The sequence below is a fragment of the Streptomyces sp. NPDC005811 genome, from assembly GCF_040630405.1.
Taxonomy (GTDB): domain Bacteria; phylum Actinomycetota; class Actinomycetes; order Streptomycetales; family Streptomycetaceae; genus Streptomyces.
The window spans coordinates 34,850-58,474 of sequence record NZ_JBEXXK010000057.1 but is presented as its reverse complement, the minus strand read 5'-3'; the positions used below and the strand labels follow the sequence as shown (position 1 = coordinate 58,474).

Here is a 23,625-nt window from a genome sequence, read left to right as displayed (position 1 = left end):
GACCGGCGCGCGTCCGCTCAGGCGGGCGGGGTCTGCTCGTCGGGCACCAGCGCCCGGTAGGTGTCGTCCACGGAGTCCCACAGCCGCGGGAAGAGACTCCGCTCGGCCATGGCCCGGACCCCCGCGGTGGACTGCCCGCGCAGACTCTTGGGCAGGTCGTCGCGGGCGTCGCGGGTGGTGGACGGCGTGGCGGCCGGGGCCGCGGACGGGGTGGCGGCCGAGCCGGTGGCCAGGTCGACGGCCGAGCCGGCGGCCGAGCCGGCGGCCGAGCCGGCGGAGGGGTCCCGGTCGGCGGGTGAGCCGGTGGCCGGGTCGGCCGGGGAGTCGGTGGTCGGGCCCGGGACGGGGGCCGTCTCGGGGTGGCCGCCGAGTTGGGACCAGACCAGCCGCAGGTGGTGGTGCTTCCACGCGGCCACCGCGCCGTCGAGCCGGAGCAGCGCCTGTCGTACGAGGGCGAGGTCGGGGGCCCGGTCCTCGCGGGCCGGGGACGCGGCGCGGCCCTGGGCCCGGACGACCTCACGCATGCCGATCCCCTCGCGGGCGAGGGCGGCCTCCGTCTCCTGCCACAGCGCGGCGGCCGCACGGCGCAGGTTGCGGGCGCCGGGCGAGTCGAGACCGGTGGTGTTCTCCGGGAAGGTCTCGCGCATCGCCAGCAGACTCTCCTGCGGCAGGAAGTCCAGCAGCACGCACAGGGCCCGGACCGCGACGTCGCCCGTCGCGGCGGCGCGTTCCAGCAGCTGGGCGGCGAGGAGGTAGTCGCGCCCGCCCAGCCCCCGGGCCGCCCGCCGCATCTCGTAGTGCATCTCGCACCACGCGTACTCGGTGATCAGATGGACCGTCTGGAACAGCCGCTGGTCCGGGTGGACCAGTTCGTCCTCGGGCAGCAGCGCCGACAGCGCGGCGGTGAGCCGGGTGTCCTCCTCGTAGTTGCTGCCCCGGTCGTACTCGTACACGAAGAGGCGGTTGCTCTCCGCGGGGTTCATGGTCCGGCGGGCCGTTCCGGGCCTGCCGGGCTGTGCTCGTCTGCTCATCGCTGGGGACGCCTCCGGGCGGGTGTGCGTGGGCGTGGGGGGGCCGGTTCGGCCGGTTCAGACGAGGGCGCCGTGCCGGTCCCTGGCCGGGAAGAGCCGGTTGTCGAGGACCGCCGCGAGGTAGGGCACGCCCTGGGTGTATCCGGTGCCGGAGCGCTCGCCGATCATCCGTACGGCCAGGCGGTAGTGGGTCTGCTTCCACCGCTGGTGCACCGATTCCAGCCGGTCGGCCGCCGCCCGCAGCGCCGCGTCGTCCGCGGGGTCCAGCCGGTGTGCGGAGATCAGCCCGTGCCAGGTGTCCTCGACGGTGGCCTGTCCGTCCGTCACCCAGGCGTGCACCTGCGGTACGGAGGTGTAGGCGGAGGAGGCGAGCCGGGCGCGGCTGGGCGTGGAGCACAGGGACTCGAAGGTCTTGTAGCCCGCGGACTGGATGGCGCTCGCGCCCTCGGTGAACACGCGGAAGGTCTGGAAGGCCTCCGGCCGCATGGTCGCCAGCAGCGAGAACAGCGGCAGGGACTCCTTGAGGATGTCGGCGACCACGCCGACGAGGTCGGCGGCCTCCCGGGGCCGGTCGCCGTCGAGCCGCCGTACGGCCGTGGCCAGGGCGGACGACATGAAGGTGAAGGTCGTCTCGAACGACTGGAGGGTGCGCAGGAACAGGTATTCGTCGTGGAGGACGTACACCGGCTGCACGCTGGCCGCCAGTACGCGCGCCTCCTCCGGGCCGGCGGTGCGCAGGATCTCCGCGGCGAGCGGGCCGGCGGGGGTGCGGCCCGGGACCGCGGCGACGGCCGCGGGGTCGACGGCCGGGCCCGGCGGCAGCGTGCGCAGGGCGGCGGGTTCCATCACCCGTACGGCCAACCGGGCGCGTTTGGCGACGAGTTCGGGCGAGGGGGGCATGCCGAGCGGCGCGTCCGGGGTGTCCGTCGCCGACCTTCGCTCGAAGCGCAGGAGGTCGGCGAGCAGGAGCAGCAGCACCTCGTCGCGTGAGCGGAGCGCCGCGTGCCGGTCGGCCGGGACGGGCCGGGTCAGCAGGGACAGGGCGGTGTAGCTGGCGTAGTCGTAGCGCCCGTCGTGCTTGTCGAGGACGACGTCGAGGAACCGGTGCAGGAAGGAGGGTCCGTCCGGGTCCGCGGAGGTGGGGAGCGCACCGCGTATCCCGTCCAGCAGGTGCAGGAGCGCGGGGTCGAGGAAGTGCTTGCCGACCGTCCGCAGATGCGTGAGCAGCGGGGTGTAGGGGAACTCCGCGGGGGTCCCGGAGGCCGTCCAGGCGCGCAGTTCGTCGACGACCCCGGCGGCCGTGGGGGGCGCGGACGTCATGCCTGTTTCCGGAAAGTCGGCGTACCGGATCCTCCGCCTGCCGTGCCTGCTTTCCGCACACGGGAGCGGGAATTTCGAGAGCCCATGGAGAGGTGTCCTTCACTCGGGACGAGTCTTTCTGGACGAGATCCTCCGCCTCCGGGCGCGGGTCTTGAAGTCACCGATATCCGGTCACGCCGACCCGGTCACGCAGGTGCGGTTCCGGGTTCGCGTGACACATTCCCGCGAAGCGAAATAGCTCACAACGCCCTGCGCCTCGGTGGCTCCCCGAACGGGGCGTCCGGCCTGCCCGGACGCCCTTTAGGTGCAGCATGCAACGAAGCGTGCACGTCCCGTGAGCGGCGCCGTTGTGCCTATGGTCGCTCCTTGGCCTGCCGCCGGCGCCGTCGAGCAGGCCCGTTTCCGTCCCCGACGAAAGCAGGCGAGCGACGTTTTGCCGACCGCGACTCCCACCTCAGCGCCCCCGGCTCCCCCGACCGCTCCGAAGACGGTGACCGTCACCGACCCCGCACTCGTGAAACGCGCCGTGAAAGCCGCCGCGCTGGGGAACGCGATGGAATGGTTCGACTTCGGCGTCTACAGCTATATCGCGGTCACTCTGGGAAAGGTTTTCTTCCCTTCCGGAAATCCCACCGCCCAGCTTCTCTCCACCTTCGGCGCGTTCGCCGCGGCCTTTCTGGTCCGCCCGCTCGGCGGGATGGTCTTCGGGCCGCTCGGCGACCGGGTCGGCCGGCAGAAGGTGCTGGCCCTCACCATGATCATGATGGCGGCGGGCACCTTCGCCATCGGGCTGATCCCGTCGTACGCCTCGATCGGCGTCGGGGCCCCGCTGCTCCTGCTGGCCGCCCGGCTGGTGCAGGGCTTCTCCACCGGCGGCGAGTACGCGGGGGCGTCCACGTTCATCGCCGAGTACGCGCCCGACAAGCGGCGCGGCTTCCTCGGCAGCTGGCTGGAGTTCGGCACGCTCGCCGGATACATCGGCGGCGCCGGCCTGGTCACGGTGATGACCGCGCTGCTGTCCACCGAGGACCTGCTGAGCTGGGGCTGGCGGATCCCGTTCCTGATCGCGGGCCCGATGGGCATCGTCGGCCTCTACCTGCGGATGCGGCTGGAGGAGACCCCGGCGTTCGCCGCGGAGATCGAGAAGGCCGGGACCGGCCGCCCGAAGGTGCCGCTGCGCCGGATGGTCACGGGACAGTGGCGGGCGCTGCTGCTGTGCGTCGGCCTCGTGCTGGTCTTCAACGTCACGGACTACATGCTGCTGTCGTACATGCCGAGCTATCTGACCAGCGAACTCGCCTACGACGAGACGCACGGACTGCTCGTCGTGCTGGGCGTGATGACCCTGATGATGGTCGTCCAGCCCTTCGCGGGCGCCCTCACCGACCGGGTGGGCCGCCGGCCGGTGATCGCCGCGGGCTGCGCGGGCTTCCTGCTGCTCTCCGTCCCCGCCCTGCTGCTGATCCGCCAGGGCAGCCTGCTCGCGATCGCGCTGGGCATGGGCGCGCTGGGCCTGCTGCTGGTCTGCTTCACGGCGGCGATGCCGGCCACGCTGCCGGCGCTGTTCCCGACGAACGTCCGCTACGGATCGCTCTCCCTCGGCTTCAACGTCTCCGTCTCCCTCTTCGGCGGCACCACCCCGCTGGTGGTGACGGCCCTGATCGGCGCGACCGGAAACCTGATGATGCCCGCGTACTACATGATGGCCGCGGCCGTCGTGGGCGGCTTGGCGGTCTGGTTCACCACGGAATCGGCAGGCCGCCCGCTCCCGGGCTCGGCCCCGTCCGTGGAGGGCTGAGCCGGCCCGTCGTCAGAAGCGCACGGGCAGCGCCTGAAGGCTGCGGGACCTCATCGAGGGGCGCCACCGCAGTGCGTCCGGCGGTACGTCGAGGGCCAGTCCGGGGAACCGGTCGAGGAGCGCGGCCAGTGCGATCTCGGTCTCCAGTCGGGCGAGGGGTGCGCCGAGGCAGTAGTGGATGCCGTGGCCGAGAGCGAGATGGCCGGTCGCGTCGCGGCCGAGGTCGAGCCGGTCGGGATCGGTGAAGCGGCGCGGGTCGCGGTGGGCGGCGGCCAGGGACAGCAGGACGGTCTCGCCGGCCGGGACGGTGACCCCGCCGATGGTGATGTCCTCGACGGGAAAGCGCCGGATGGCCAGGGGCACCGGACCGTCGTAGCGGGCCAGTTCCTCGACCGCGCCGCCGATCAGGCCGGGATCGGCGCGCAGGGCGGCCAGTTGGCCGGGGTGGCGGAGCAGGGCCTGGGTGGCGTTGCCGATGAGGTGGACGGTGTTCTCGTATCCGGCGAACAGGATCAGGAAGGCCAGGGACGTCAGTTCGTCCTCGCTCAGCCGGTCCTCGTCGTCGCGTACGGCGATCAGGGCGGACAGCAGGTCGTCGGCGGGGGCGGCACGCTTGTCGGCGAGGAGCCGGGTGAAGTACGTCAGCAGGGACCGGACCGCGTCCCGCGCCCGGTCCGGGCGGGCGGGGTCGGGGGCCACGAGGGCATCGGTCCAGGACCGGAAGTCCGGCCGGTCCTGCGGGGCCACCCCCAGCAGCTCGCAGATCACGGTGATCGGGAGGGGCGCGGCGTACGCGGCGATCAGATCGGCGCGGCCGAGCGGTGCCATGGCGTCGAGCAGCGCCTCCGCCGTCCTCCTGATCGGCTCGCGCAGGCCGGTGACACGGCGCGGGGTGAAGGCGTGGGTGACCAGGCGCCGGATACGGGTGTGGTCCGGCGGATCCATGTTGAGCAGGTTCGCGTCCAGCGCCGGCGGCAGGGTGAGCCCCCGGTAGCCGCCGGGCTTCGCGTGGCGCTTGTCGAGGGAGAGCCGGGGGTCCGACAACGCCTGGCGTACGTCGTCGTAGCCGGTGACCAGCCAGGCCGGAAGCCCGTCCGTTCCGGCGATGCGGTGAACGGATCCGGCCTCGCGGAGTCGTCCGTACACCGCATAGGGGTCCGCGACCAGTTCGGCGGGGTCGACAAGGGGCGGCTGCGCGGGAGTCGAGGTCGGCATGGTCCTCACCCTAGAGGCAGTGGGCGGGATCTCCGAGCGGCCTCGTCCGGCCATGGCCCCAGGGGTAATTCGCTTGACCCGGCGGGTGGTTGGCGATGCATGGTGACCGGGTCCCGTGCCGGGTGGTGCGGGTCCGAGAGGCGGGGAGGCTGTGCCGGCGATGGAGATCCGTTCCACGAGCGAGCAGGACCGGGGGGTCTACGTCGACACGCTCCACGCGGCGTTCGGGCGGTTCCCGGAGACGCCGGACGAGGGCCGGGGCGTGTGGTGGTCGGCGGTCGAGATGGAGCGTGGCGTCCTCGCGACGGCGGACGACGGGCGGGCCATCGGGACGGCCGGGGCGTACTCCTTCGAGCTCACCCTGCCGGGAGCGATCCCCGTGCCGGTCGGCGGGGTGAGCATGGTCGGGGTCCTGCCCTCGCACCGACGCCGGGGCGTGCTCACGGCGATGATGCGGTACCAGCTCGCCGAGCTGCGGGGCCGGGGGGAGTTCCTGTCCGTGCTGCTGGCCTCCGAGGCCTCCATCTACGGCAGGTTCGGCTACGGACCGGCGACGTACACGCACCAGCTGACGGTGCCGCGGCACCGGGGCGCCTTCGCCCGTCCGCGGGCGGCGGGTCCGGACACCGGCACGATCGAGGTGCTGCGGCGTGCCGAGTGCGGCGCGGTCCTGGAAGAGGTCTACGACCGCTACCGCCGCGCCCAGCCCGGCGCGCTGTCCCGGCCGCACCGCTGGTGGGACCTGGGCGCGGGTCAGCCCCCGGTCTCGTCGGCGCCGCGCTACATCGCCGTCCACCGGGACGCCGACGGGGTCCCGGACGGATACGCCGGCTATGCGATCGGCGATCCCGACACCCTGACCGTCGACGAGATCGTCGCCGGCGACGACGCGGTCTTCACGGCCCTGGCCCGGTTCGTGCTCGGACACGACCTGGTCGGTCAGGTGGTGTTCAAGCACGTCCCGCCGGGACACCCGCTGCGCTGGCAGCTCGCGGACTTCCGTGCCGGTGGGGTAGGCGGCGACATGGACTGGCTCTGGGTACGGCTGCTGGACGTGCCCGGTGCGCTGACCGCGCGCGGCTGGTGCACGGACGGCGAGCTGGTCCTCGACGTGGACGACCCGTTCCTCGGCGAGCACGGCCGCCATCTGCTGACCGTCCGGGACGGCAAGGCCGACTGCGTCCCGACGGACCGGGAGCCCGACCTCTCCCTGGACGTGCGGGATCTCGGTTCGGTCTACCTGGGCGGCACCAGCCCGAGCACGCTCGTCCGCGCCGGCCACATCCGGGCCCACCACCCGGACGCGGCCCCCCTCGCCGACGCCCTCTTCCGGGCCGAGCGTCCCCCGCACTGCCTGCACTGGTTCTGAGCCCGTGACGCCGACGGCGGCACCCTCGCGTAATATGGCAGGGTTTGTCCCCCGTTCGGCCCACGACCTGTTCGGAGCCCGTCGCCATGCCCGGTCCCCACGACCCGTACGTCCGCGTCCGCGGCGCCCGCGAGCACAATCTGAAGGGCGTGGACGTCGACATCCCGCGTGACGTACTGGTCGTGTTCACGGGGGTGTCCGGCTCCGGGAAGTCGTCGCTGGCGTTCGGCACGATCTACGCCGAGGCGCAGCGCCGCTACTTCGAGTCGGTCGCGCCGTACGCGCGCCGGCTCATCCACCAGGTCGGCGCGCCGAAGGTCGCGGAGATCACCGGCCTGCCGCCCGCCGTCTCGCTGGAGCAGCGGCGCGCCACCCCCACGTCCCGCTCGTCGGTCGGCACCGTCACCCATCTCTCCAACTCGCTGCGGATGCTCTTCTCCCGTGCGGGCGACTACCCGCCGGGCGCGGAGCGGCTCGACTCGGACGCCTTCTCCCCGAACACGGCGGCCGGCGCGTGCCCGGAGTGCCACGGGCTCGGCCTGGTGCACCGTACGAGCGAGGCGTCGCTGGTCCCGGATCCCTCGCTGTCCGTCCGCGAGGGCGCCGTCGCCGCGTGGCCCGGCGCCTGGCAGGGCAAGAACCTGCGCGACATCCTCGACGCGCTCGGGTACGACGTGGACCGGCCCTGGCGCGAGCTCTCCGCCGAGCAGCGGGAGTGGATCCTGTTCACGGACGAGCAGCCGGTGGTGACGGTGCATCCGGTCCGGGACGCCGATCGCATCCAACGGCCGTACCAGGGAACGTACATGAGTGCCCGCCGGTATGTGATGAAGACGTTCGCGGACACGAAGAGCCCGGCCCTGCGGGCGAAGGCGGAGCGGTTCCTGGAGAGTGCGCCCTGCCCGGCGTGCGGCGGGAGCAGGCTGCGGCCCGAGGCGCTGGCGGTGACGTTCGCGGGCCGGACGATCGCCGAGCTGGCCGCGCTGCCGCTCGCGGAACTGGCCGCGCTGCCGCCCGGCACCTCGCCGACGGCACGGGTCCTCACCGAGGACCTCGCCTCCCGCATCGGACCCGTCCTCGAACTGGGCCTCGGCTACCTCAGCCTGGACCGGGCGACGCCCACCCTGTCGGCGGGAGAGCTGCAACGGCTTCGGCTGGCCACGCAGTTGCGGTCCGGGCTGTTCGGTGTGGTGTACGTCCTCGACGAGCCGTCCGCGGGACTGCACCCGGCGGACACCGAGGCCCTGCTCACCGTGCTGGACCGGCTGAAGGCGGCGGGCAACTCGGTGTTCGTCGTGGAGCACCACCTGGAGGTGATGCGCGGCGCCGACTGGCTCGTGGACGTGGGGCCGCTGGCCGGCGAGCACGGCGGGCGGGTGCTGCACAGCGGGCCGGTGGCGGAGCTTGCCGGAGCCGCGGAGTCGGCGACGGCACGCCACCTCTTCGGCCGCTCCCCCGCCCCGGACCGCCGGGTCCGGTCCCCTCGGGGCCTGGTGCGGGTCGGACCGGTGACCCGGCACAACCTGCGCGGGGTGACGGCGGAGTTCCCGCTGGGTGTGTTCACCGCCGTCACGGGCGTGTCGGGGTCCGGGAAGTCCACGCTCATCGGGGAGATCGGCGAGGACCTCCCGGGTGTGGGGCGGCTGGTGTCGGTCGACCAGAGACCGATCGGCCGTACGCCGCGCTCGAACCTGGCGACGTACACCGGCCTCTTCGACGTCGTGCGCAAGGTGTTCGCGGCCACCGACGGGGCACGCGAGCGCGGCTTCGGCGCCGGGCGGTTCTCCTTCAACGTGGCGGGAGGGCGCTGCGAGACCTGCCAGGGCGAGGGTTTCGTGAGCGTGGAGCTGCTGTTCCTGCCGAGCACGTACACGCCCTGCCCGGAGTGCGGGGGCGCCCGCTACCACCCGCGGACGCTGGAGGTGACGTACCGGGGGCACACGATCGCGCAGGTGCTGGACCTGACCGTCGAGGCGGCGGCGGAGTTCTTCGCGGACGTCCCGGCCGCCGCCCGCACCCTGGGCACCCTGCTGGACGTGGGCCTCGGCTATCTGCGCCTCGGGCAGCCCGCGACCGAGCTGTCCGGCGGCGAGGCCCAGCGCATCAAACTGGCCGGGGAGCTGCGGCACGGGCGCCGCGGCCACACCCTGTACGTCCTCGACGAGCCCACGGCCGGCCTGCACCCGGCCGATGTGGAGGTGCTGATGCGGCAGATGCACGGCCTCGTCGACGCCGGGCACACCGTGGTGGTCGTCGAGCACGACATGACCGTGGTCGCGGGCGCCGACTGGGTGATCGACCTGGGGCCGGGCGGCGGCGACGCGGGCGGCCGGATCGTGGCGGTGGGACCGCCGGCCGAGGTGGCGCGGGCGGCGGGCAGCGTGAGCGGACCGTATCTGGCCCGCGCGATCGGAGGGTGACGAGGACTCAGCCGGCCGTCAGCCGCCGCAGCGGGCTGCCGGCGAGGAAGGCGTCGATGTCCTCCACGGCCTCGGTGTAGAAGGTGCGGTAGTTGCGCTCGCTGACGTAACCGAGGTGCGGGGTGGCGAGGACGTTGGGCAGGGTGCGCAGGGGGTCGTCGGCGGGGAGCGGTTCGGTGTCGAAGACGTCGAGGCCCGCTCCGGCGATCCAGCCCTCGCGCAGGGCGGTCAGGAGGGCCGTCCGGTCGACGAGGGCGGCCCGCGAGGTGTTGATCAGGTGGGCGTGGGGGCGCATGGCGCGCAGTTCGGGTTCGCCCAGCAGGCCGCGGGTGCGGTCGGACAGGACGAGGTGGAGGGACACGAAGTCGCTGCGGCGGAGCAAGTCCTCCTTGTTCCGCGCGAGTTGGACTCCCGCTTCGGCGGCGCGCTCCGCGGTGAGGTGCTGGCTCCAGGCCAGGACCTCCATGTCGAAGGCGGTGGCGACGCGGGCGACCCGGGTGCCGATCTTCCCGAGGCCGAGCACGCCCAGGGTGCGGCCTGCGAGGTCCTGGCCGACGGTGGACTGCCAGGGGCCGCCCTCGCGCAGGGCCCGGTGCTCGGTGGTGAGGTGCCGGGCCAGGCCGAGCAGCAGCGCCCACGTCAGCTCCACCGGCGGGGTCGGGCTGCTCGCCGTGCCGCAGACCGTCACCCCCTGGGCCGCCGCCGCGGCGAGGTCGACGGAGGCGTTGCGCATGCCCGTCGTCACCAACAGCCGCAGCCGGGGCAGCCGACCCAGGAGTTCGGCGTCGAAGGGGGTGCGCTCCCGCATGATCACGACGATCTCGCAGTCGGCCAGCTCGGCGGCGAGTACGTCCCGGTCGGCGATGTACTCGCGCAGGACGCGCACCGCGACCTGGTCGTCGAGGACGCTCCAGTCCGCCAGGGTGAGGGCGGCGTCCTGGTAGTCGTCGAGCACGGCACAGCGAAGGGTCATGCGGACATTCTGCCTGGCAGGGGGAGGGCCGTGTCGTCGGGTGGCCGTGTCGTCAGCCGGCCGTGGGCAGCAGGTCGAGGAGCTCGCCGACGCCGTCGAGGGTGAGGTGCGGGCGCTGTTCCGGCGGCAGTGCGGTGTAGTGGCCGGCCGGGTGGATGCCGGTGGCCACCGCGACGGCGAGCGCGCCCGCGTGGTGGGCCATCGCCATCTCCAGTTCCGGGTCGTCGCCGACGACGGCGAGCTCGCGCGGCGCGGCGCCCAGCCGCCGGGCGGCGCAGCGCAGTCCGGCCAGGGAGGGTTTGCCCACGATCTGTTCGGTGACGCCCGTGACGCTGCTGATCATGGCGCAGATGGCCCGGGAGGTGCCCAGGGCCCGGCCGTCGGCGCTGGCGAAGAACACCGACTGCGAGCTGCTGTACAGGGGTGCGCCGCCGAAGACGGCGTGGCAGGCGGCTTCCAGGTCGTCCAGGGTGAACTCCCGGTACCAGCCGACCAGTACGGCGTCGGCCACGGGCCTGCCCCGGGGCGCGACGACCTCGATGCCGGCCTGCCGGAGCGGCTCCTTCAGGCCGTCGCCGCCGAGCACCAGCACGCTGCGGTGGCCCTCGGCCAGGAAGTGGTCGACGGCGCTGGTGGCGGGGGTGAGCAGGGCGTCGTCGGGCAGGTCGAAGCCGATCGCGCGCAGGGTCCGGGCGTAGGCCTCGGGTGTGCGGGTGGTGCCGTTGGTGAAGGTGAGCCAGGGCAGACCGCGGGCGGTGAGCGCGGCGGTGAGTTCCAGCGCTCCGGGCAGGGGGGTGAGCCCGTGGTTGCGCCGGTCGCCCAGGACGAGGGTGCCGTCGAGGTCGAGGACGATGCCGCGGACGGTCCGCAGGCGGTCGGCGGGGCGGGCGGTCTCGTCAGCCGTCTCGGCGGTCACGGTGCAGCTCCAGTCGGAAGTCGGGCCGGTCCAGGACCAGTTCGGGGACGGCCGGGCGGGTCCGCAGGCCGTGGAGCAGGTCGAGCACCGGTGTGACGTCGGGGTTGTAGTGCCGTCGGGCCGGACCGGCCGCCACCATGGCGTCCACCTGCTCGGCGGGCATGGTGGCCCGCAGGAGCAGTTCCTCGTCGCTGATGCCGCGCGGGAAGCGCCGGCGCAGTTCGGCGACGGTGGGCGGGGGCGGTTCCGCGGCCAGTTCCCTCGCCCGGGGCCGGCCCAGGATGCGGTCGGCGACCTCGGGGTCCACGGGGGCGGTGGGTCTGCCGAAGCTGCCCAGCACATAGCGGATCACCTGGTCGGAGACGTTCTCGTAGCGTGCGGCGCCGATGACGTTGTAGAGCGCCTGGGTGCACACCATCTGGGGGAACGGGGTGACCATGATGGGGTGGCCGAGTTCGGCGCGGACCCGGGTCACCTCCTCGATGACCGCGTCGAAGCGGTCGCCGAACCCCAGTTCGTCGAGCTGGCGGCGCAGGGTGGTCATCACGCCGCCGGCCACCTGGTGGCGCATGAACGCGGCGTCGTAGTCCCGGGGGCCGCCGACGGGCAGCCCCTCGGCGGCCGCCATGCGGTGGAAGTAGTCCGCGACCACGCCCAGCAGCCGGTCGTCGATGTCGACGGTGTGGCCGAGTTCGCGCAGATTGGCCACGACCTGCTGGGCGTCGGGCAGGGAGGTGCCGCCCGCGAGGGCCCCGCAGGCGACCTGGAGGGCCTGTACGCCCAGGTCGGCGGCCTTGAGGTAGGTCAGTCCCGGCAGTCCGACGGTGCAGTGGGAGTGCAGCTCCAGCGGTGTGCCGGCGAGGTGGTTCAGGACGGCCGGGATCAGGGTGGCGGCGCGTTCCGCCGTCAGCAGGCCTCCGGGGTCCTTGACGTAGACGCGGTCGATGTCGGGGCAGGCGGCCAGCTGTGCGGCGAGGGAGCCGTAGTGGGCGTCGTCGTGCACGTCGCTGACGGTGTAGGTGAGTGCTCCGACGATCTCGGTGGCGCCGGCCGCCCGGATCATCCGGGCGGACTCGCGTACGGCGTCCAGGTCGTGCATGGGGTCGAGGACGACGAACCGGGTCACACCGGACGCGACCAGCCGGTCGTAGACGAGCTGCATGAACTCGGGGTGCGCGACCTCCCAGGAAATGAAGCGCAGCCCGGTGCCGATGAACTGCAAGGGGGTACGGGGCATCGCGCGGCGGGTCAGCCGGATGCGCTCCCACGGGTCCTCGCGGTGGGTGCGCACCGCCATGCCCATATGGGTGCTGGAGGTGTAGTCGAGGGCGCGGAAGCCGACCCGGTCCAGGACCGGCGCGATCTGGAGGATCCTGCCGGTGTCGAGTCCGGTCGCGCTCCACAGGCTCTGGTTGCCGTCGCGCAGCGACACGTCGACGAGCTGGATGTCAGCCACGGCTGCTCCCGGTGGGGTGGTCGCGCAGGAAGCGGGTGAACCAGGCGGTGTCCACCCCGCCCTCGGTGAAATCGCCTTCCTCGAGGACCGCCCGGTGCAGGGCGAGGTTGGTGGTGACCCCGTCGACCGCGCACCGGGCGAGGGCGCCGCGCAGCCGCGCCAGCGCGTCGGCGCGGTCCCGGCCGTGCACGATCAGCTTCGCGAGCAGCGAGTCGTAGTACGGCGGCACGCTCGCGCCCGTCTGGAGGTGGGTGTCGACGCGGATGCCGTCACCGAGCGGCCAGACCGCCCCGGTCACGGTGCCGGGGCTCGGCCGGAAGTCGTGGGCCCAGTCCTCGGCGTTGATCCGGCACTCGACGGCGTGGCCGCCGAAGGACACGTCCGCCTGCCCGAAGGACAGGGGTCGTCCTTCCGCGACGGCGAGTTGCTCGGCGACGAGGTCGAGCCCGGTGATGGCCTCGGTGACGGGGTGCTCGACCTGGATGCGGGCGTTCATCTCCAGGAAGTAGAAGGTGCCCCGGTCGACGTCGACGAGGAACTCGACCGTGCCCAGGCCCCGGTACTCCAGGTGTTTGCCGAGGGCCACGGCGGCGCGGTGCATCTCCTCGCGCAGCTCCGGGTCGAGGGCGGGCGCGGGGGCCTCCTCGATGAGTTTCTGGTAGCGGCGCTGCACGGAGCAGTCGCGGGTGCCGAGGTGGACGACGTTCTCGCCGTCCGCGAGGAGTTGCACCTCGACGTGCCGTCCGGTGGCGACGAAGCGTTCGAGGTAGACCCGGGGGTCGCCGAAGGCGGCGCCCGCCTCGGCGACGGCCAGATCGACGGTGGCGGCGAGGTCGGCGGGATCGTGGACCTGCTTCATGCCCCGGCCCCCGCCGCCGCCGACCGCCTTGATCAGCAGGGGGAAGCCGATCGCGGCGGCGAGCCGCGCCGCGTCCCCGGTGTCCTCCAGGGGGCCGCCGGGCACGACCGGCAGGCCGGCCGCGACGGCGTGCCGACGGGCCTCCAGCTTGTCGCCCACGGCGGCCAGTTGCTCGACGGTCGGGCCGATGAACACGATGCCCGCCTCGGCGCAGGCGCGGGCCAGCCGCTGGTTCTCGGAGAGGAAGCCGTACCCGGGGTGGAGGGCGTCGGCTCCGGCGGCCCTGGCCGCGGCGAGGACCGCGTCGACGTCGAGGTAGCTCGCCGAGGGCGGTGCCGGGCCGAGGCGGACGACCCGGTCGGCCAGCCGGGCCGGTACGGAGTCGAGATCGGCGTCGGACGCCGCGAGCACGGTCTCGATGCCGAGCCGCCGGCACGTGCGCAGGATGCGCAGGGCGATCTCGCCACGGTTGGCGATCAGGACACGGCGCAGGATCACGGCGTGCCTCCCGCCCGGGTGTCGACGAACATCAGCACGGCGCCGCTCTCGGCGAAGTCGCCGTCCTCCAGGCAGATGTCCGCCACCGTGCCGGACACCCCGGCGTAGACGGAGTTCATCAGCTTCATCGTCTCGACGATCCCGACGACCGTGGTCCCGGTGACCTCGTCCCCGGGCTCCACGAAGGGGGCCGCGCCGGGTTTCGGGGCCCGGTAGAAGGCGCCGGGCAGCGGCGTGCGGACCTCGGTCAGGCCCTCGCGGGCCGGCTCCGTCCGCTTCTCCGGGGCAGCCCCGTTCTGGGCGGCGGGTGCCTCGGGGGCGTCGACGCGTACCGGCTCGGCCGTCGTCCGGGTGGACTGTGTCCAGGCGCCGTCGTCGCCTCGGCGCAGTGTCAGTTCGAAGCGGCCGGTGCGCAGATGGAGGCGGTCGACCTCCATACCGTCGATGATCCGCAGGATGTCCTGGACGTCCTCACCGGTCAGGTTCACCGCGTGCCCCCGGGGGAGCCCGTGCCGCCGAGGAGCGACAGCACGTGGTCGAACGCCCTGGCCTTCGGCGCGGCCGCCGGGGTCGTCCCGCGGCTCGCCCAGACGGTCTCGGGGCGGCTCTGGAGCAGGAAGATGTTCTGGCCGGGGACGAGGTTGCGGGAGATCGCCCACTCGATGTCCTGGGGGGACCCGTAGTGGGACTCGATCCGGCGGGCGAGCCGTACGAGTGCGTGGATCTCCTCGTCGGACAGGCAGGGTTCCTCGCGAAGGTGGTCCGGTACGTCCTCCTCCAGCACCCCGGAGCCGCTGGGGTCCATCCGGTGCTGTCGCAGCTTCGCCGAGACCGTGCGGGAGCAGATGTCGCCGGTGACCTTGCCGATCACGTACTTGTCGGGGGTCACGTCACCGCTGACGAGAGCCGACCCCAGACCCCAGGAACCTTCCAGGGCCACCACCGAGCGGTCCCCGGTGAGCGGGCTGCGGGTGAACATGACGCCGGCGCAGCGCGGGTCGATCATGCGCTGGACGACGACGGCCATGGCGAGGTCGTGCTCCGGCAGGCCGAGCCGTCGCCGGTAGCTGACCGACTCGACGCTGTAGAGGCTGGCCCAGCAGCGGCGGACGTTCTCGACGAGGGAGTCCTCGCCGCGCACCCACAGGTAGGTGTCCTGGAGCCCGGCGAAGCTGGCGTCCTCGGCGTCCTCGCTGGTGGCGCTGGACCGTACGGCGACGGGAGCGGGCTCGCCGGGGGTGTCGGACTCGCCGTCCAGGGCGCGGTAGTGGCCGCGGATCGCCGCCGCGACCTCCTCGGGCAGCTCGGCCGCCTCGATGCGCTCCCTGACGGGTCCGGCCACGCGGGCGATCGCCTCGGTGTCCTCGGAGTCGAGCGCCCCGATCGCGGTGCGGATCCCGCCGTCCGGGTCGAGGGCGGAGAGGAAGGCCTCGAAGGCCGCGGTGGTGACGACGTAGCCGGGCGGTACGGGCGCGCCGGCGAAGGTGAGTTCGCCGAGGCTCGCGCCCTTGCCGCCGACCGTGGGACGGTCTGTCAGCCGCAGTTCCGCGAACCGGCGGACATGGGGTGAGGTGTTCATGGTCGTGCTCCCCAGGCTCAGTCGAGGATGGTGACGATGCCGCGGTCGCCGTCCACGCGCAGTCGTTGTCCGGTGGTGATCCGCCGGGTGGCGTGGCCGGTGCCGACGACGGCGGGCAGCCCGTACTCGCGGGCCACGATCGCGGCGTGCGACATGGTGCCGCCGATGTCCGAGACGGCGGCCGCGATCTTGCCGAAGACCGGGCCCCAGCTGGGCGCGGTCACCGGACAGACCAGTACCTCGCCTTCCCGGACCTGGCCGATGTCGTTGGCGCTGAGCAGCACGCGGGCAGTGCCCTCGACCACGCCGGGCGAGGCGGCGAAGCCGCGTACCTCGTGATCGTCGGCCGTGGCCGGTGCGGACCAGGCCCGGACGGTCTCGGCGGTGATGCCCCACAGCATGCGGACCGCGGGGTCGTTGAGCGCCTCGGGGACCGGTCCCAGGGCGGGCGGCGGGGACCAGCCCGCGAGCGCCTCCAGCATCCGCCTGCGCTCCGCGACCTTGGCCCGCACATGGGCCGTGCCGGCCGGGCGGGTGCCGGCCGCCCAGGCGAGCATCACATCGGTCAGGGCCTGGCCGACCTCGGTGTGGTCGAGGTGGAAGACGTCCTCGGTGTCGGCCAGCACTCCCCGGTCGCGCAGCAGCTCGCCGAACTCGCGGACCTTGCCGAAGAACTTGGTGGTGAAGTAGTGCTCGCAGTAGAAGTTGTGGTCCTCCACGAAGGGGAACACGACCCGGGCCAGGCCCAGCATCTGGTCGAAGGCGGCCCGTTCGTCCTCGCCCGCGAGCAGGGAGCGGTACTCCTGGGCGATGCGTTCGCGCTCGGCCGTGAGCCGGCCGGTGGGGCGGTCGAGCAGCTCGCCCCTCCTGGCCTGGTCGACATAGCCGGGCAGCGCCGCGAACGGCACCGTGAGGTCGTCGTTCCAGCTGCGGTGGTGGTGGTAGAAACCGGCGCCGGTCGACATGTTGAACCACGGCTCGCGGGCGTCGTCCAGGGCCTGGAGCCAGCGCCGGCCGCCGTCGCCGCGGGCGGCGAGCGCGGCGAGCACCTTGGCGGGCTCGCAGCCCTCGACGAAGAGGTCGTCGACGCCGTACTCGACCGCGAGCCCGGCGAGCTTCTTCAGCTCGTCGTCGGGGCGGTAGAGGATGACGTCGATCCCGGCGACCATACGGGCCACGTCCTGGTCGGGGATCTCCGGGAAGGAGGTCTTGCAGAACTCGAAGAACACCACGTAGGCGCCGTAGCCGAGCATCAGGAACTCGGAGTGGTGGTGCCACATCTTCGAGTAGAGGTCGATCAGGCGGTGGTAGTTCTCGCGGACGTAGTGGTTCTGGGCGACGCCCTTCGCCTGGAACACGACCTCCGGGTCCTCGAACTCGGGCAGCCGGGGCACCTCGATCCGCTGGACCTCGTCGATCAGTGCGGTGATGCGGGTGACCCAGCCCTGGTAGAGGTCGTCCCAGTTCTCGTAGTAGTACCCCGCCCGCTCGCTGAACTCAGCGAGCCTGCGCCCGATCTCCTCGGGGTCGGTGACCGGGTTGGCGGTGATGTAGACCCGGCCGTTGACGATGCGGTGCTCGATGCCGAGCGTGGTGGGGAAGGCGAACACGCGCGCGGTGTTGGCGCCGAGCGCGGTGTAGGGCGTCTCGGCCGTGACGGCGTCGAACGCGGGCATCGGCTCGGGGAAGTGCATCGCGTTGTAGAACCAGAACCGCTGGTCGTCCTCGGGCTGGAACCGGGTGTAGTAGGGGTACATCGAGGCCCAGTTCTCGGCACCCGCCACCTCGGGGAGTTCCGAGGGGAGGGGGAAGCCGGGGGCGGTTCTGTCAGCTGTCATGGTGCTCTCCAGGGGTGCGGCTCAGGCAGGGGAGGAGACGGCGGCTCAGACGACGGCGGCGGTGGGCAGGGGGTAGTCGCGCTGGGTACGGGCGTACCGGGCGAGGGCGTCGAGGGCGCGCGGGTCGGCGACGGCGCTGCGGTCGGCGGCCTGCTCGACGGGGGTGCCGAGCAGGATCCGGCGGGCCGGCACCTCGAGCTTCTTGCCGGTCGGGGTGGTGGGAACGGCCGGGACCTGGATGATCCGGTCCGGCACGTGGCGGGGGCTGTACTCCCGGCGGAGCCGGTCGCGGATGGTCCGCTCCAGGACGGGGTCGAGCGTGACACCGTCGTCCAGGGCCACGAACAGCGGCATGAAGAACGTCTCGTCCGGCAGGTCGAGGCTGACCACCAGGGCTCCCGTGACCTGGTCCAGGGCTTCGACGACCCGGTAGATCTCCGCGGTGCCGATGCGTACGCCCTGCCGGTTGAGGGTGGCGTCGGAGCGGCCCGTCACGAAGCAGCCGCCGCGCGCGTTGACCTTGAAGAAGTCGCCGTGCCGCCAGCTGCCCGGGAAGTCCTCGAAGTAGGTGCGCCGGTAGCGCTCGTCCCCGTCCGGGCCCCAGAACGTCACGGGCATGGACGGCAGGGGCTGGGTGATCACCAGTTCGCCGACCTCGTCGACGACGGCACGGCCCCGCTCGTCGTAGGCGTACGCGGCGACCCCCAGGGACCGGGCCTGCATCTCGCCGGCGTACACCGGCAGGGTGGGCACCCCGCCGACGAAACCGGTGCAGCAGTCGGTGCCGCCGCTGCCGGTGGCGATCCACAGGTCGGCCCCGACGTTGGCGTGGAACCAGGCCGTGCACGCGGGCGACACCGGCGAGCCCGCGGGCATGACCGTGCGCAGGGCGGACAGGTCGTACCGTTCGCCGGGCACGACGCCGGCCCTGGTCATGAGGTCGACGTAGGCGGGGCTGGCCCCGAAGAAGGTGGTCCGGGTGTCCTGCGCGATCCGCCACAGCACGTCGGGCTCCGGGTGGGCGGGGTTGCCGTCGTAGAGCACCGGGCAGGCGCCGACCAGCAGGGAGCTGATCAGGAAGTTCCACATCATCCAGCCGGTGGTGGTGAAGAACAGCGGCCGGTCGCCCGGGCCCAGGTCCATGTGGAAGGTCTGGAGCTTCAGCTGTTCGAGCAGGATGCCGCCGTGCCCGTGCACGATCGCCTTGGGCAGGCCCGTCGTGCCCGAGGAGAACAGCACCCACAGCGGGTGGTCGAACGGCACGTGCGCGAAGGCGAAGCCCTCGGCGGGCACGGGCGGGTGGTCGAGCATCTCGTCCCACCGCAGCGCGCCGGGGACGGCCGGTGCCGCGTCCCCGTCGTCGAGGACGGGCAGCAGGACGACGTGCTCCAGGCCGGGAAGCGCGTCGGCGATACGGCGCACCTCGTCCCGGCGGTCGAAGGTCTTCCCGCCGTAGTGGTAGCCGTCGACGCAGAACATGACCTTCGGCCGGAGCTGGCCGAGCCGGTCGATGACGCCCCGCGAGCCGAAGTCGGGGGAGACGCTCGCCCACACGGCGCCGATCGCGGTCGTCGCGAGCATCGCGACGGCGGCCTCGGGGACGTTCGGCAGATATCCGCAGACCCGGTCGCCGGGGCGGACGCCGAGCGCCCGCAGCCGGGTCGCCAGGACGCGCACCCGGCCCGCGAAGTCCGCCCAGGGCAGGCCGGCGGGAGCGGCGCCCTCCGCGCAGGAGATCATGGCGTCGGCGTCCGGCCGCTCCTGCCGCAGGACGTGCTCGGCGTAGTTCAGCCGCGCCCCGGGAAACCACTCGGCACCCGGCATCTCCCGGCTGCCGAGCACCGCGGAGTACGGGGTCGCGGACCGGACGCCGAAGTAGTCCCACAGCGCGCCCCAGAATCCCTCCAGGTCGGTGACGGACCAGTGCCACAGCGCGTCGTAGCCGGCGAACCGCAGCCCCCGCTCCCGGGCGAGCCAGTCCGTGAACCGGGTGACCCGGGCCGCGGCGATCCGCTGCGGGCCGGGCGTCCACAGCAGGTCGCCCTCGGCGACCACGGCGGGCCCGCCGGCCTCGCCGGACTCCGGTGCGGTCCCGGGGAAATCCCCCGCTGCCTCGACGGCCATGTCGCCTCCTCGCGTCATGGGAGGAACGGTGACCGACGAGCCGTGACACGGGCAACAGTTGCCTGCCTGCTTTTCACGTGGTGAAATCCACTCCACGTCCTTGCAGGTGAGGGTGGTCGCATGCGGCAGTACCAGGTGAAGACGATCGGCTCACTGGAGCGCGGCCTGCGGGTGCTGAAGACCCTGGAGGAGATGCGCGCCGCGAGCCTGCACGACCTGCATCAGGTCACCGGCATCCCCAAGGCCACCCTGATCCGCATCCTCCACACGTGCAACCAGGAGGGTCTGGTCTGGCAGCGGCTCGCGGACGGGGCGTTCGTCGCGAGCCTCAGGGCGCACCGCGCCGCGTCCGACGACGCCGAGTGGCTCGGCGAGGTGGCGTCCCCGGTGCTGGAGGACCTGTGCGAGCGCGTCATGTGGCCCTCCGTGGTGACCGTGCCCCGGCTGGACTACATGGAGACGATCGACACGAACAGCCCGAAGGCGTACTTCGACGAGGTGGTCCCCGTCGCGCCCATCGGCTTCCGTTCCCACATGCTGCTCGGCGCCTCGGGCCGGGCCTACATCTCGTTCTGCGCCGAACGGGAGCGGGAGGCGGTGCTGCGCCGTCTGCGCGAGCACGACGCTCCCGGCAACGCGTACGCGCACGACCCGGCCTGGCTGCGGCGGCTGCTGACGACCACCAGGTCCCGCGGGTACAGCGTGCGGGCACCGGAGTACGACTTCGACGGCCGCAACTCGATCGCCGTGCCGATCCGTCTGCACGGGGAGGTGCTGGGCTGTGTCAACGTCACCTGGCGCAGGACGGTCATGTCCGCGCAGGAGGTGGCACGGCGCCACCTCGACGACCTCCAGGCCGCGGCGCACCGGATCGAGGAGCGGGCCGTGTCGGCCGGCCACCGGCTCGGGCCGGCCGACCCGGGCGCCTGAGGTGCCTCAGCGGGCGCGCGGGAGGCTCCGCAGGGCCGCGCCGAGGACGGCGACACCCTCCTCGATCTCGTGGGCGGGGCCCGCCGCGTAGCCGAGGACCAGACCGGGCGGGCCGGGGGCGATGCGGTGCCAGGACAGGGGGTGTGCCTTGACGCCCCGTTCCAGGGCGGCCGCGGCCAGGTCGACATCGCGCAGGCCGTCGTCGTCGAAGGTGACCATGAGGTGCAGCCCCGCGGCGGCCCCGTGCACCCGGGCGCCGGGCAGGTACTCCTCCACGGCCCGCAGCATCACGTCCCGGCGACGGCGGTGGCGGCGCCGGACATGGCGCAGATGCCGTTCCAGGTCGCCCGAGTCCATCAGGCGGGCGAGGACCAGCTGGGTGAGGATGCCGTTGCCGAGGTCGGCGTACCGCTTGGCGGTCACCACGGCGTCCAGCCGGTCCGGCGGGACGAGCAGCCAGCCGACGCGGAGCGCGGGCGCGAGCAGTTTGGAGACGCTGCCCGCGTAGCAGACCCCTTCCGGCATCAGGGAGCGCAGCGCCGGCACCGGGGGCCGGTCGTAGCGGTGCTCGGCGTCGTAGTCGTCCTCGATCACCACTTTGCCGTCGGCCGCCCAGTCCAGCAGCTCGCGGCGGCGTTCCCCGTCGAGGACGACACCGGTGGGGAACTGGTGGGCCGGGGTCAGCAGCACCGCCCGGGCGCCCCCGGCCCGCAGGGCGCCCACGTCCAGGCCGCCCGCGTCCACGGGGACGGGCACGAGGGCGTGGCCGCCGTACTCGAGCTGCTGGCGCGCCCCGAGCGACCCGGGGTCCTCGACGGCGATCCGGTGGATCCCCTCCTCCCGCAGGAGCCGCCCGAGCAGACCGAGCGCCTGCGCGACCCCGGCGACCACCACGACCTCGTCCGGGTCGGCGCGGATGCCGCGGTTGCGGGCCAGCCAGCCGACGACCGCCCGGCGCAGGGAGGGGGCGCCGCGGGGATCGCCGTAACCGAAGTCGGCCGGGCCGACCCCCGCGAGGACGGCCCGCTCGGCGCGCAGCCAGGCGGTGCGGGGAAAGGCGGCGAGGTCGGGGACGCCCGGGGAGAGATCGATACGGCAGGGCGTGGCGCGCAGGGCGTCGACGACGCCCTCCCGGTCGGCCGAGCGGAAGACGGCGGGGCCGGGTGGGGGTGATCCGGGGACGGATGGCGCGGGTGAGCCGGCGGTAGGTGACCCGGGTGCGGGGCCGGATACCGGCCTGTCTCGGACGGGGCTGCGGGGCGCGGCGGGGGCCGCCACGACCACCGTGCCGAGCCGGCCGCGGCCGGCGATCTGTCCGGACTCGGCGAGCCGGCGGTAGGCCTCGGTGACCACGCCCCGGGTGACGTGCAGTTCCTCCGCGAGGACCCGGCTGGCGGGCAGCCGCGTCCCGACGGGCAGCCGGCCGTCGGCGACGGCGGACCGCAGCCGGTCGGCGAGCCAGGCGATCCGGCCGCCGGGCGGCGCCTGCCCGATGTCCAGCTGGAGGAAGTCCGAGCCGACCGCCCCGCCGACCGCTCCGTCGGCCGCCGAAGCGTCCGCCGGTTTGGACCCCTGCGACGGTGACTTCTTGGACCTGCCCATGACGTCCATTGTGCGGGCACCGTGGACGCCATGGACACACCTTCCACACCCTCCTCCGCCTCACTGGCCCGGCTCGTCCCCGGCATGGTCGGGATGACGCTGGTCGGCAGCAGCGTCACCGTCTCGCGCACACTCGTCGACGCCCCGCTCTTCACCACCCAGGCCGTCCGGTACACGGCCGCGACCGCGATCCTCCTGGTCATGGCCCGGCTGGCCGGCGCCCGGCTGCTCCGGCCGCGGGGGCGGGAGTGGCTGTGGCTGGCGGGGATCGCGGTGAGCGGACTGGTGCTGTTCAACGTGGCCGTGGTGCGGGGCGTCGCCCATGCCGAGCCGGCGGTCATCGCCGTCGCGGTCGCGTGCGTGCCGCTGGTCCTCGGGGTGCTGGGCCCGGTGCTGGAGCGGCGCGGGCCGAGCCGGCAGGTGCTGCTGGCGGCGCCCGTCGTGATGGCGGGCGCGGTGCTGGTGGAGGGAACGGGCCGCACCGATGCCGTCGGGGTGGCGTGGGCGGCGCTGGCCCTGGGCTGCGAGGCCGCGTTCACGCTGCTCGCCGTACCGGTGCTGCGGCGGCATTCGCCGTGGGGGGTGTCCGTGCACGCGATGTGGCTGGCGGCCGTGCTGCTCACGGTGCTCGGCGCGGTGACGGAAGGGCCGTCGGCGGTCGGGGAGCTGTCCGGCGTCCAGTGGGCGGCCGTCGGCTATCTCGCCCTGATGGTGACGGCGGTCGCCTTCGTCCTGTGGTACTCGACGGTGCGGGCCGTGGGTTCCGGCCGGGCCGGACTGCTCACCGGGATCGCGCCGCTCGCCGCGGCGGCCGTCGGCACGGTCTCCGGCGGCGGCACGCCCAGCGCGTCGGTATGGCTGGGCATCGTCGTAGTGATCCTCGGCCTGGTCGGCGGTATCCGCCCCCGCCGGGCTCCCGCCGCGGAACGGCCCCCGCACCCCACCGAATATCCGCTGCCGCCGCGCCGCCCAGATGCCAGGGTGTGACCGTCCCGTTTTCTCCGCTCGAAGGAAGAGAACCCCGCATGGCCGTCATCCACCGCACCGTCCTCGCGCCGACCAAGCTGGAACTGCTCACCGCCTGGCTGCCCTCCCGCCCCTGGTACCGAAGGGGCGCGGGCGAACCGCGGTTGGCGAAGGCCGGCGGCTTCCGGCTGGACGATCCGCAGGGCGAGGTCGGGATCGAGTTCATGGTGGTCACCGACACGTCGGCCGCTCCCCCGCTCACCTACCTGCTGCCGCTCACGTATCGCGGCGCCCCGCTCGACGGCGCGGAACACGCCCTCGTCGGCACGATGGAGCACGGGGTGCTGGGACGGCGATGGGCGTACGACGGCTGCCACGACCCCGTGCTGGTCGCCCAGTTGGCGGCCCTGTTCGAGGGGCGTGCGCAGGCCCAGGACCAGAACGTCAGCGACGCCCCCGACCGGGAGGTGGCCGTCGCCCGCACCGGTGAGGGCCCCCTCCCCGCGGACTGGACCGCCGCCGACGACCGGGAGGGCACCGCGCTCACCTCGACGCACGGCCCGGCGCTGCGGCTGCACCGCGTCCTGGAGCCCGCCCCGGACGACCCGTCCGCCGCCGCCCGGGGAGCGGCCGGCCAGGTCACCGGCGCCTGGCGGCTCCCGGACGACACCCGGGTCCGGGGCGTGTTCGCGGCCCTGCACACCGGCACCGGAGCGTAGGCTCCCGGGGTT

The 23,625-nt window shown here is 73.4% G+C and carries 18 protein-coding genes; 6 read left to right on the top strand and 12 right to left on the bottom strand.

Annotated elements, in window-relative coordinates; all coding sequences use genetic code 11:
• Positions 1–17: 17 nt before the first annotated feature.
• Both ABZ490_RS41875 and ABZ490_RS41870 read right to left on the bottom strand, forming a co-directional pair.
• Complete coding sequence (locus ABZ490_RS41875; protein WP_359002822.1) at positions 18–1,031, bottom strand: hypothetical protein; 1,014 nt, start codon at positions 1,029–1,031, stop codon at positions 18–20.
• Positions 1,032–1,088: 57 nt separating this feature from the next.
• Positions 1,089–2,351, bottom strand: coding sequence for a tryptophan 2,3-dioxygenase (locus ABZ490_RS41870; protein WP_359002820.1), 1,263 nt, complete (start codon positions 2,349–2,351; stop codon positions 1,089–1,091).
• Positions 2,352–2,706: 355 nt separating this feature from the next.
• Here ABZ490_RS41870 and ABZ490_RS41865 point away from each other — a divergent pair, with 355 nt between their 5' ends.
• Positions 2,707–4,149: an MFS transporter gene (locus tag ABZ490_RS41865; protein WP_359002812.1), complete on the top strand. Its 1,443-nt coding sequence runs from the start codon at positions 2,707–2,709 to the stop codon at positions 4,147–4,149.
• Positions 4,150–4,161: 12 nt separating this feature from the next.
• Here ABZ490_RS41865 and ABZ490_RS41860 read toward each other — a convergent pair whose 3' ends face one another.
• Positions 4,162–5,364, bottom strand: coding sequence for a cytochrome P450 (locus tag ABZ490_RS41860; RefSeq protein WP_359002809.1), 1,203 nt, complete (start codon positions 5,362–5,364; stop codon positions 4,162–4,164).
• Positions 5,365–5,524: 160 nt separating this feature from the next.
• Here ABZ490_RS41860 and ABZ490_RS41855 point away from each other — a divergent pair, with 160 nt between their 5' ends.
• Positions 5,525–6,733: a GNAT family N-acetyltransferase gene (locus ABZ490_RS41855; RefSeq protein ID WP_359002807.1), complete on the top strand. Its 1,209-nt coding sequence runs from the start codon at positions 5,525–5,527 to the stop codon at positions 6,731–6,733.
• Between the two features lie 86 nt (positions 6,734–6,819).
• Entirely contained in the window at positions 6,820–9,153 is a 2,334-nt protein-coding gene (locus tag ABZ490_RS41850) for an excinuclease ABC subunit UvrA (protein ID WP_359002805.1), read from the top strand.
• A gap of 7 nt (positions 9,154–9,160) precedes the next feature.
• On the opposite strand, the gene ABZ490_RS41845 is transcribed toward ABZ490_RS41850, so the two are convergent.
• From ABZ490_RS41845 to ABZ490_RS41810, 8 genes are read right to left on the bottom strand one after another with little or no spacing between them, the layout of a single operon-like run.
• Positions 9,161–10,126: a D-2-hydroxyacid dehydrogenase family protein gene (locus tag ABZ490_RS41845; RefSeq protein ID WP_359002803.1), complete on the bottom strand. Its 966-nt coding sequence runs from the start codon at positions 10,124–10,126 to the stop codon at positions 9,161–9,163.
• A gap of 52 nt (positions 10,127–10,178) precedes the next feature.
• Positions 10,179–11,042: an HAD-IIA family hydrolase gene (locus ABZ490_RS41840; RefSeq protein WP_359002800.1), complete on the bottom strand. Its 864-nt coding sequence runs from the start codon at positions 11,040–11,042 to the stop codon at positions 10,179–10,181.
• The gene (locus ABZ490_RS41835; RefSeq protein ID WP_359002798.1) at positions 11,023–12,498 is read right to left on the bottom strand and encodes a biotin carboxyl carrier protein; all 1,476 of its coding nucleotides are present in this window, start codon (positions 12,496–12,498) and stop codon (positions 11,023–11,025) included. The genes ABZ490_RS41840 and ABZ490_RS41835 overlap by 20 nt, the downstream gene beginning before the upstream one ends.
• Positions 12,491–13,855 (bottom strand): biotin carboxylase N-terminal domain-containing protein, encoded by a 1,365-nt coding sequence (locus ABZ490_RS41830; protein ID WP_359002796.1) that lies wholly within the window; start codon positions 13,853–13,855, stop codon positions 12,491–12,493. The genes ABZ490_RS41835 and ABZ490_RS41830 overlap by 8 nt, the downstream gene beginning before the upstream one ends.
• On the bottom strand, positions 13,852–14,343 hold the full coding sequence (locus ABZ490_RS41825; RefSeq protein ID WP_359002794.1) for a biotin/lipoyl-containing protein: 492 nt from the start codon (positions 14,341–14,343) through the stop codon (positions 13,852–13,854). The genes ABZ490_RS41830 and ABZ490_RS41825 overlap by 4 nt, the downstream gene beginning before the upstream one ends.
• Positions 14,340–15,434: a PEP/pyruvate-binding domain-containing protein gene (locus ABZ490_RS41820; RefSeq protein WP_359002792.1), complete on the bottom strand. Its 1,095-nt coding sequence runs from the start codon at positions 15,432–15,434 to the stop codon at positions 14,340–14,342. The genes ABZ490_RS41825 and ABZ490_RS41820 overlap by 4 nt, the downstream gene beginning before the upstream one ends.
• Before the next feature lie 17 nt (positions 15,435–15,451).
• Complete coding sequence (locus ABZ490_RS41815) at positions 15,452–17,272, bottom strand: PEP-utilizing enzyme (RefSeq protein ID WP_359002790.1); 1,821 nt, start codon at positions 17,270–17,272, stop codon at positions 15,452–15,454.
• Between the two features lie 45 nt (positions 17,273–17,317).
• Positions 17,318–19,396, bottom strand: a complete 2,079-nt coding sequence (locus ABZ490_RS41810) for an acetoacetate--CoA ligase (protein ID WP_359002788.1) — start codon at positions 19,394–19,396, stop codon at positions 17,318–17,320.
• Between the two features lie 120 nt (positions 19,397–19,516).
• On the opposite strand from ABZ490_RS41810, the gene ABZ490_RS41805 reads away from it, so the two are divergent.
• Positions 19,517–20,326, top strand: coding sequence for an IclR family transcriptional regulator C-terminal domain-containing protein (locus ABZ490_RS41805; protein ID WP_359002786.1), 810 nt, complete (start codon positions 19,517–19,519; stop codon positions 20,324–20,326).
• Positions 20,327–20,332: 6 nt separating this feature from the next.
• Here ABZ490_RS41805 and ABZ490_RS41800 read toward each other — a convergent pair whose 3' ends face one another.
• Positions 20,333–21,937: a PLP-dependent aminotransferase family protein gene (locus tag ABZ490_RS41800; RefSeq protein WP_359002784.1), complete on the bottom strand. Its 1,605-nt coding sequence runs from the start codon at positions 21,935–21,937 to the stop codon at positions 20,333–20,335.
• Between the two features lie 21 nt (positions 21,938–21,958).
• Here ABZ490_RS41800 and ABZ490_RS41795 point away from each other — a divergent pair, with 21 nt between their 5' ends.
• Both ABZ490_RS41795 and ABZ490_RS41790 read left to right on the top strand, forming a co-directional pair.
• Positions 21,959–22,915 carry an EamA family transporter gene (locus tag ABZ490_RS41795; RefSeq protein WP_359002782.1) on the top strand — a complete coding sequence of 319 codons (957 nt, stop codon included), beginning with the start codon at positions 21,959–21,961 and terminating at the stop codon, positions 22,913–22,915.
• Between the two features lie 38 nt (positions 22,916–22,953).
• A complete protein-coding gene (locus ABZ490_RS41790) occupies positions 22,954–23,613 on the top strand; it encodes a 1,4-alpha-glucan branching protein (protein ID WP_359002780.1) in 660 nt (219 codons plus the stop codon).
• Positions 23,614–23,625 lie beyond the last annotated feature (12 nt).

Excerpts from the sequence above, each read along its gene's own strand:
- ABZ490_RS41875 (WP_359002822.1), bottom strand. The coding sequence starts at position 1,031 with ATGAGCAGACGAGCACAGCCCGGCAGGCCCGGAACGGCCCGCCGGACC.
- ABZ490_RS41870 (WP_359002820.1), bottom strand. The coding sequence starts at position 2,351 with ATGACGTCCGCGCCCCCCACGGCCGCCGGGGTCGTCGACGAACTGCGC.
- ABZ490_RS41865 (WP_359002812.1), top strand. The coding sequence starts at position 2,707 with ATGGTCGCTCCTTGGCCTGCCGCCGGCGCCGTCGAGCAGGCCCGTTTC.
- ABZ490_RS41860 (WP_359002809.1), bottom strand. The coding sequence starts at position 5,364 with ATGCCGACCTCGACTCCCGCGCAGCCGCCCCTTGTCGACCCCGCCGAA.
- ABZ490_RS41855 (WP_359002807.1), top strand. The coding sequence starts at position 5,525 with ATGGAGATCCGTTCCACGAGCGAGCAGGACCGGGGGGTCTACGTCGAC.
- ABZ490_RS41850 (WP_359002805.1), top strand. The coding sequence starts at position 6,820 with ATGCCCGGTCCCCACGACCCGTACGTCCGCGTCCGCGGCGCCCGCGAG.
- ABZ490_RS41845 (WP_359002803.1), bottom strand. The coding sequence starts at position 10,126 with ATGACCCTTCGCTGTGCCGTGCTCGACGACTACCAGGACGCCGCCCTC.
- ABZ490_RS41820 (WP_359002792.1), bottom strand. The coding sequence starts at position 15,434 with ATGAACACCTCACCCCATGTCCGCCGGTTCGCGGAACTGCGGCTGACA.
- ABZ490_RS41815 (WP_359002790.1), bottom strand. The coding sequence starts at position 17,272 with ATGACAGCTGACAGAACCGCCCCCGGCTTCCCCCTCCCCTCGGAACTC.
- ABZ490_RS41810 (WP_359002788.1), bottom strand. The coding sequence starts at position 19,396 with ATGGCCGTCGAGGCAGCGGGGGATTTCCCCGGGACCGCACCGGAGTCC.
- ABZ490_RS41805 (WP_359002786.1), top strand. The coding sequence starts at position 19,517 with ATGCGGCAGTACCAGGTGAAGACGATCGGCTCACTGGAGCGCGGCCTG.
- ABZ490_RS41800 (WP_359002784.1), bottom strand. The coding sequence starts at position 21,937 with ATGGACGTCATGGGCAGGTCCAAGAAGTCACCGTCGCAGGGGTCCAAA.
- ABZ490_RS41795 (WP_359002782.1), top strand. The coding sequence starts at position 21,959 with ATGGACACACCTTCCACACCCTCCTCCGCCTCACTGGCCCGGCTCGTC.
- ABZ490_RS41790 (WP_359002780.1), top strand. The coding sequence starts at position 22,954 with ATGGCCGTCATCCACCGCACCGTCCTCGCGCCGACCAAGCTGGAACTG.